This window comes from Pseudomonas sp. GM24, assembly GCF_000282235.1.
Lineage (GTDB): Bacteria > Pseudomonadota > Gammaproteobacteria > Pseudomonadales > Pseudomonadaceae > Aquipseudomonas.
This window is the reverse complement of record NZ_AKJR01000240.1, coordinates 1-7,078: the sequence shown is the minus strand read 5'-3', so window position 1 is coordinate 7,078 and position 7,078 is coordinate 1. Positions and strand designations below refer to the sequence as shown.

The window sequence follows — 7,078 nt, the reverse complement described above, 5'->3', positions numbered from 1 at the left end:
CAGGCGCTATTTCAGGTCGACGTGAATCTCCAATCTCCCCCAATCAGTCCCCTCTCCCTCTGGGAGAGGGCTAGGGTGAGGGCAGCGGTTTAGGCACCCGCCACAAATACCACGCCGCCACCGTCCGAAAAGGACTCCAGGCTAACCCGATCTCAACCATCTGCCTGCGCGTCGGCTGCACCTCCAACCCCTTCAAACGCCGATACCCCTCACGCACACCAAAGTCATCGGCCGGCAGAATATCCATGCGTTCCAGGCTGTAAATCAGCAACATCTCCACCGTCCAGCGACCCACCCCGCGCAAACTGACCAAACGTTCGATCAACGCCTCATCGCCCATCGCCAGCGCCGTGGCGTAATCCGGCACCACGCCATCCAGCGTCGCCTGGGCAATCCCTTGGATCGTCGCAATCTTGCCCGCGGAAAACCCGCAACTGCGCATGCGCTCAAAATCCGTCGCAAGGATTTGCTCCGGCCGCGGAAACGACTGCCCAGGAAACAACCCCACCAGCCGCCCGACAATCGCATCGCCGGCCTTGGCATGCAGTTGCTGATAAGCAATCGCCCGCACCAGCGACTCGTAGGGATCACGCGCCGGATGCGGTTGATGCCGGCACGGGCCGACCGCTGCGATATGGCGTTGCCAGTCCGCATCGAGCGCGGCCAGAAACTCTCTGGCCGCTTGATAGGCATCAGGCATGTTATTTCAGCAAGCCGTTGACTTCGCCGTAGGTGAAAGCCTTGAGATCATGGGTATCGAGTTTGCCGCTGGCCAGAAAGCTTTTTACCAGCCCACCCATGGCGCCATAGAGGAATTCGGCGATGCCGGAACCCGCGCTCAAGCGGCGCACGCCCAGCGCTTGCAGTTCTTGCGGCGAAGGCAGGCAAGCGAAACCCAGGACATTGACCGGCAGCGTCGTGCCTTTGCAGATGGCCTCGATTTCATAGGCCGAGGTGACGCCCGCCGCGAACAAACCATCCGCGCCGGCCGCTTGATACAGCGCCGCGCGGTGCAGGGTTTCGGCGACGCGATCCTCGGCCGGCACAAGGCTTTTCAGATAGACATCGGTGCGTGCATTGATGAACAGCTGCACCTCGCGCTTGTTGGCCAACTGTCGCGCCACTTCGATCTTGCGCGCGAGCAACTCGGGATCGGCAGAACCGTCCTCGATATTGATGCCCACGGCCCCCGCTGCGATCACCGCATCCAGCACTTCGGCGACGCGCCCGAGGTCATCGGAATAGCCGGCCTCGACATCCACGGTCAAGGGAATGCTGATCACCCGGGCGATGGATTCCACCGTCGACACCAGACGTTCAAGGGGAAGGGTGTTGCCGTCCGGGTAACCGTGAGCCCAGGCCACTGCCGCACTGCTGGTGGCCACGGCTTTACCGCCCAGGTGCTCGACCAGTCGCGCACCGGTGGCGTCGGCGACATTGGTCAGAATCAACAGACCTTGCTGGTGCAACTGGTGAAACTGCGTAGCGAGCGCGTTCATCAAAAATCCTTCTTGTCAGTTGATTCGGTGGGTCAGAATGCCAGTTGTTGGGTGAGTTGCACGGCGGCGTTTTCCAGCCGCAGCAGAAACGCCTTGCGCGGTTGTCCACCACCATAGCCGGTGAGCGAGCCATCCGCGCCGATCACCCGATGGCAGGGCACCACAATCGATAACCGATTGTGCCCGTTGGCCAGACCGACCGCGCGACTGGCGCCGGGTTTGCCCAAACCGGCGGCGATGGCGCCGTAGGTGCTGGTGTGGCCGTAAGGTATCTGCAGCAGCGCCGACCAGACCTGCCGGGCGAACTCGCTGCCGGGCAGGTGCAGTGGCACGGTAAAGGTCGTCAGTTGACCGGCGAAATACTGCGCCAGTTGCTGCTCGATCTGTTGCAGATGTGGGTTGTGCCCCGGCGCGACCGCATAGCCGTAGCGGTGTTGCAGTTCTTCGACTTCGCGGGTCAGCGCCGGGCGATCAAGAAACTCCAGCAGTACCAGGCCACGCCGCTCGGCCATGGCAATCATCGGCCCCAGCGGGGTGGTCAGTCGGGTGAACAGCAGCGGCTCGCTGTGTTCGGCGCGACCGGGGGTGATGTGGAATGACTTCTGGAAAGCATCACGAAAACCGCTGAGCGATTCATAACCGGAATCAAACGCGGCGTGATCAATCGAGGTGCCTTGCTTGATCCCGCCCAGCGCCATGCCCAAGCGGCGCGTTCGCAGCCACGCATGGAAGGTCATGCCGAAGTGCTGCTTGAACCAACGGCGCAGCTTTAGCGGCTCGATGCCTTCAGCGAGCAATTGTGCGTCGCTCCAGCGCAGCTCTGGATCGGCCTCCACGGCGGTGAGCAGGCGCTGCACCCAGTCCGGCGCGATGGCCGCCGCGTCCAGCGGTTTACAACGCAGGCAGGCGCGATAGCCCGCCGACAGACAGTCATCGGCCTGGGCGAAGAACTCGACGTTCTCCGGTTTCGGCTTGCGCGCCGTGCAGCTGGGGCGGCAGAAGATCCCGGTGGTTTTCACGGCCGTAAAGAACACGCCTTCATAGGCAGTGTCGCGTTCGAGCATGGCGCGAACCATTTCGGCGTGGGGCGGCAGGACAGCGGTTTGTATGTTCATGGCTCGAGAGTAAAACCAGATTCTCGATGGCTCCACCGAAAAATCGACAGTGAATTTTCAAATCCCCTGAACTACCGTGTAGGAGCTGCCACAGGCTGCGATCTTGATCGTTCCCACGCTCTGCGTGGGAATGCAGCCTGGGACGCTCCGCGTCCCAAAATCCCAGATCGCCGCTATCGGCAGCTCCTACCGTTTGTTGAGGTGTGCCCGATGCATCCATTTTCCATCCAACATATCGATCACATCGTCCTGCGCGTCGCGGATCTGCAACGCAGCATCGACTTCTACGGTCAAGTCTTCGGCGCCGAAGTGGTCAAACGCAACGAACCGCTGGGCCTGATACACCTGCGCGCCGGCACTTCGATGATTGATCTGGTCGACCTGCAAGGCGAACTCGGCCGCAAGGGCGGCGGGGCGGCCGGGGCCGAGCGACGCAACGTCGATCACTTTTGCCTGCGCATTGAGCCATTTGATGAGGCTGCACTGATTGCACATCTGCAAACCTTCGGCCTCACCGCCGCAAAAGCCGAATCACGCTTCGGCGCCGAAGGCAAAGGGCTGTCGCTGTACTGCTTCGACCCGGACGGCAATCAGGTCGAGCTCAAAGGCCCGTCCGAGGCTTAAGCGCGTTTGGCCATCAACAGCGCCGAAGCCGCCGCCGACAGCAGGCCTGCGCAGCAACGATTGAACATTCGTTTGCCGCGCGGCTCGGCGAACCAGCGGCGCATGTGCAGGCCCATCCACGCGTAGGCGCTGATGGCGATCCACTCCAGCAGCAGAAACAGCACGCCCAGCACTGCAAACTGCGCCGGCACCGGGCGTGCCGGGTCGACGAACTGCGGCAGAAACGCGGTAAATAACAGGATCGCCTTCGGATTGCCCGCCGCCACCAGAAACTCCTGCCGCGCCAATGCAAAGAAACCAACGGTCACGCCCGTCACCTGCTGCTCGGCCTCAGGATTGGCCCGCCATAACTGCCAGGCCAAGTACAGCAAATACGCCGCGCCAATGATCTTGATCGCATGGAACAACCATTCTGAAGTTTGCAACACCACCGACAGACCGGCACCGGCCAGCGCGATCATCCCGGCGAACGCCAGAATCCGCCCGATACCCGCCGTGCAGGCGCGGCGAAAGCCATAACGCGTGGCGTTGCTGATCGATAGCAGATTGTTCGGCCCGGGGGCCATGTTCAGGGCGAAACAGGCCGGAAGAAACAGGATGAGCGTGGCGAGATCCATGGCGGCACTCCAGTAACGAGAACGATATTTTTATCACAGCCTCCGGGCGCCCAGACCCATACAGTCACGCGGTGCTGTCGCGGTACAGCGCCCGGCGCCGTTGGGCAACGCGGTCGAACTTTTTGCAGATGCCTTCACTCTGAATGACTCAGAGGGTGATGGTTTCGGCAGAAATAACTATCCGGCCGGTCAGAAACCGCGATAGCCGTGTAAAATTTCGCCGACGTTGCACTCACCCCGTTTGGCCCCAGGCGGCCCCACCAAGAGCGATCTACATGCAAGCAAAGGCCCGTGAAGTTTATGTGCCACCGGTGCTGCAAGATCTGCGAGCCGGCACTGCCGAGCTGCACATCGCGCTGGAAAAACGCCTTCCCTTTTTCTCCGATACCCTCGATACCCAGGCCTTTGTCCGGCTGGTGCAGGCCTATTACGGCTTCTATTTACCGCTGGAAAACGCACTGCAGCAAAGCGATGCAATCCCCACCGATTTTGATCTGGCGCCCCGCCTCAAAACGCCAACCCTGCGCGCCGACCTGCTAGCTCTGGGCGTATCCGCCGCAGCGCTGCAAAGCCTGCCGCACTGCCAGCAGTTGCCGATCATCGACTCAAGCGCTGCCTGCCTGGGCGTGCTCTACGTCCTCGAGGGCGCGACGCTCGGCGGGCAGATTCTGCGCCGCGAAATCTCTTCACGGTTAGGCCTGGAAGCCAACAACGGCGCGGCCTTTCTCGATATCTACGGCGCCGCCACGGGCCGGCGCTGGCGCGATTTCATCGAATATCTGGGCAATCAGCCGATGAGCGCCGATGAGCGCGCCGCTGTCGTCACAGCGGCACAAACCACATTCAGTTGTTTCGAGCGCTGGCTCGAAAGCCGGGAGGTACTGGCATGAACCCGCAAGACAAAGAAGCCTTTGAAGAACTGCTGGCCAACTGTGCCGATGAGCCGATCCGTTTTCCCGGCGCGATCCAGCCCCACGGTTTGTTGCTGACCCTGAGCGAGCCTGAGTTGGTGATCATTCAGGTCAGCGCCAATGTCGAAACGTTGCTGGCCCGAGAGCCGCAAAGCCTGATCGGCCAGCCGCTGGAAAGCCTGATCGGCGACGCCGAAGCGGCAAAAGTGCGCGAGGCCTTGCTGCAACCGTCGCTGTCCGACTTGCAGCCACTGCGCTTCAGGCTCAACGGCACCGCGTTCGAGGGCTTGTTGCATCGTCATCAGGGCGTATTGATCCTGGAGCTGGAAATCCACGTCGAGAACTTCCAGCCGCGCAACGTCGCCGGCAACCAGACTCATCTGGGGCGCATGCTTCAGCGTCTGCAAGCGGCGACCACGTTGCAGGCGCTGTACGACATCAGCGTCAAGGAAATCCAGGCCATGACCGGTTACGACCGGGTGTTGATCTATCGTTTCGAGGAGGAGGGCCACGGTCAGGTCATCGCCGAAGCCTCCGACCCGTCGATGGAAGTGTTCAATGGCCTGTTCTTCCCGGCCTCGGACATTCCCGAACAGGCGCGCGAGCTGTATCGCACCAATTGGCTGCGGATCATCCCCAATGCCGACTATCAACCAGTGCCGCTGCTGCCAAAGTTGCGCCCGGACACGAACACGCCGCTGGACCTGAGTTTCGCCACCCTGCGCAGCGTGTCGCCGATCCACTGTCAGTACATGAAGAATATGGGCGTGCTGTCGTCGATGAGCATTTCCCTGCTCAAGGGTGACAAGCTCTGGGGCCTGATCAGTTGCGGCAATCGTCAGCCACTGCACGTGCCGCACGAATTGCGCGCTGCGTGTCAGACCATCGGCCAGGTGCTGTCGCTGCAGATCAGCGCCATGGAAGCGCTGGAGATCAGCCGTCAGCGCGAAGAAAAAGTCGAAGCCTTGGCGCTGCTCAATCAAGCGATGATCGACTCGCCGCAGAATGTCTTCGACGGCCTCGCCAATCAGCCGCAGACCCTGATGGCGCTGACCAATGCCGGCGGCATCGCAATCATCGAAGACAAACAACTGCACCGCTACGGCAACTGCCCGGAGCCGGAAGACATTCGCGCCTTGCACAAATGGCTGCAGGACAGCGGCGAGTCGGTGTTTGCCAGTCATCACCTGGCCAGCGTCTATCCGCCGGCCGCGCAGTATCAGCAGGTGGCCAGCGGCGTGCTCGCCATGAGCCTGCCAAAACCGGTGGACAACGGCGTGTTCTGGTTCCGCCCAGAGGTCAAGGAAAACATCAATTGGAGCGGCGATCCACGCAAGCCGCTGGACCTGGAAAACTCCGATGCCGGCCTGCGCTTGCGCCCGCGCACCTCGTTTGAAATCTGGAAAGTCGAGATGGCCGGGATATCCACCAAGTGGAGCCACGGTGACCTGTTCGCTGCCAATGACCTGCGCCGTTCGGCACTGGAAAACGATCTGGCCCGGCAGGTGCGCCGCGAGCAGGAAGCGGTGCGCGCCCGCGATGAGCTGGTGGCGGTGGTCTCCCACGATCTGCGTAATCCGATGACGGTGATCTCGATGCTGTGCGGCATGATGCAAAAGGCCTTCAGCTCCGACGGCCCGCACACTTCGCGGCGCATCTCGACGGCCATCGACACCATGCAGCAGGCTGCCGGACGCATGAACACGCTGCTGGAGGACTTGCTCGACACCTCGAAAATCGATGCCGGGCGCTACTCCATCACCCCACAAAAGCTCGATGTCGCGCAGATGTTCGAAGAGGCGCAGGCACTGCTTGCACCGTTGGCACTGGACAAGGACATCAGCATTTCCTTCGCGGCCGATCCTGATCTGCGCATTCATGCTGACCCGGAGCGGCTGTTCCAGGTGCTGTCGAACTTGGTCGGCAACGCGATCAAGTTCACCCCGCGACTGGGCAGGGTGGGCGTGCATGCCACCTCCGTCGGCAATGAAATCGTCTTCACTGTTCGCGATAGCGGCGAAGGCATTCCCAAGGAGCATCTACCGCATGTGTTCGACCGTTACTGGACGGTGAAAGAGGGCAACCCGACCGGCACCGGCCTTGGTTTGTACATCACCCAAGGCATCGTCGAAGCCCACGGCGGGCGGATTTTCGCCGAGAGCGAACCGGGGCAGGGCAGCGAGTTCCGCTTCACCGTGCCGCGTCTGGACTGAGCGTAGATTTTAATGTGGGAGCGAGCCTGCTCGCGAAAGCGGAGGGTCATGTGATCGTTCCCACGCTCCGCGTGGGAATACCTCAACGGACGCTCTGCG

Annotated in this window: 7 protein-coding genes; 3 read left to right on the top strand and 4 right to left on the bottom strand. The window is 61.6% G+C overall.

Annotated features, from left to right (window positions below; all coding sequences use genetic code 11):
* Nucleotides 1–70: 70 nt before the first annotated feature.
* From PMI23_RS25055 to PMI23_RS25045, 3 genes are read right to left on the bottom strand one after another with little or no spacing between them, the layout of a single operon-like run.
* The gene (locus tag PMI23_RS25055) at nucleotides 71–700 is read right to left on the bottom strand and encodes a DNA-3-methyladenine glycosylase family protein (RefSeq protein ID WP_007915650.1); all 630 of its coding nucleotides are present in this window, start codon (nucleotides 698–700) and stop codon (nucleotides 71–73) included.
* Between the two features lies 1 nt (nucleotide 701).
* A complete protein-coding gene (locus PMI23_RS25050; RefSeq protein ID WP_007915652.1) occupies nucleotides 702–1,499 on the bottom strand; it encodes an isocitrate lyase/PEP mutase family protein in 798 nt (265 codons plus the stop codon).
* Nucleotides 1,500–1,531: 32 nt separating this feature from the next.
* Nucleotides 1,532–2,614 (bottom strand): bifunctional transcriptional activator/DNA repair enzyme AdaA, encoded by a 1,083-nt coding sequence (locus PMI23_RS25045; protein WP_007915654.1) that lies wholly within the window; start codon nucleotides 2,612–2,614, stop codon nucleotides 1,532–1,534.
* 210 nt (nucleotides 2,615–2,824) lie between these two features.
* Between PMI23_RS25045 and PMI23_RS25040 the strand changes: the two genes are divergently transcribed.
* Nucleotides 2,825–3,238, top strand: coding sequence for a VOC family protein (locus PMI23_RS25040; RefSeq protein ID WP_007915656.1), 414 nt, complete (start codon nucleotides 2,825–2,827; stop codon nucleotides 3,236–3,238).
* Here PMI23_RS25040 and PMI23_RS25035 read toward each other — a convergent pair.
* Complete coding sequence (locus tag PMI23_RS25035; protein ID WP_007915658.1) at nucleotides 3,235–3,855, bottom strand: LysE family translocator; 621 nt, start codon at nucleotides 3,853–3,855, stop codon at nucleotides 3,235–3,237. The two genes, PMI23_RS25040 and PMI23_RS25035, sit on opposite strands and share 4 nt — an antisense overlap.
* Before the next feature lie 275 nt (nucleotides 3,856–4,130).
* On the opposite strand from PMI23_RS25035, the gene PMI23_RS25030 reads away from it, so the two are divergent.
* Both PMI23_RS25030 and PMI23_RS25025 read left to right on the top strand, forming a co-directional pair.
* Nucleotides 4,131–4,745: a biliverdin-producing heme oxygenase gene (locus PMI23_RS25030; RefSeq protein ID WP_007915661.1), complete on the top strand. Its 615-nt coding sequence runs from the start codon at nucleotides 4,131–4,133 to the stop codon at nucleotides 4,743–4,745.
* The gene (locus PMI23_RS25025) at nucleotides 4,742–6,979 is read left to right on the top strand and encodes an ATP-binding protein (protein WP_007915663.1); all 2,238 of its coding nucleotides are present in this window, start codon (nucleotides 4,742–4,744) and stop codon (nucleotides 6,977–6,979) included. Before PMI23_RS25030 ends, PMI23_RS25025 begins: the two co-directional genes overlap by 4 nt.
* The last annotated feature ends 99 nt before the right edge of the window (nucleotides 6,980–7,078 follow it).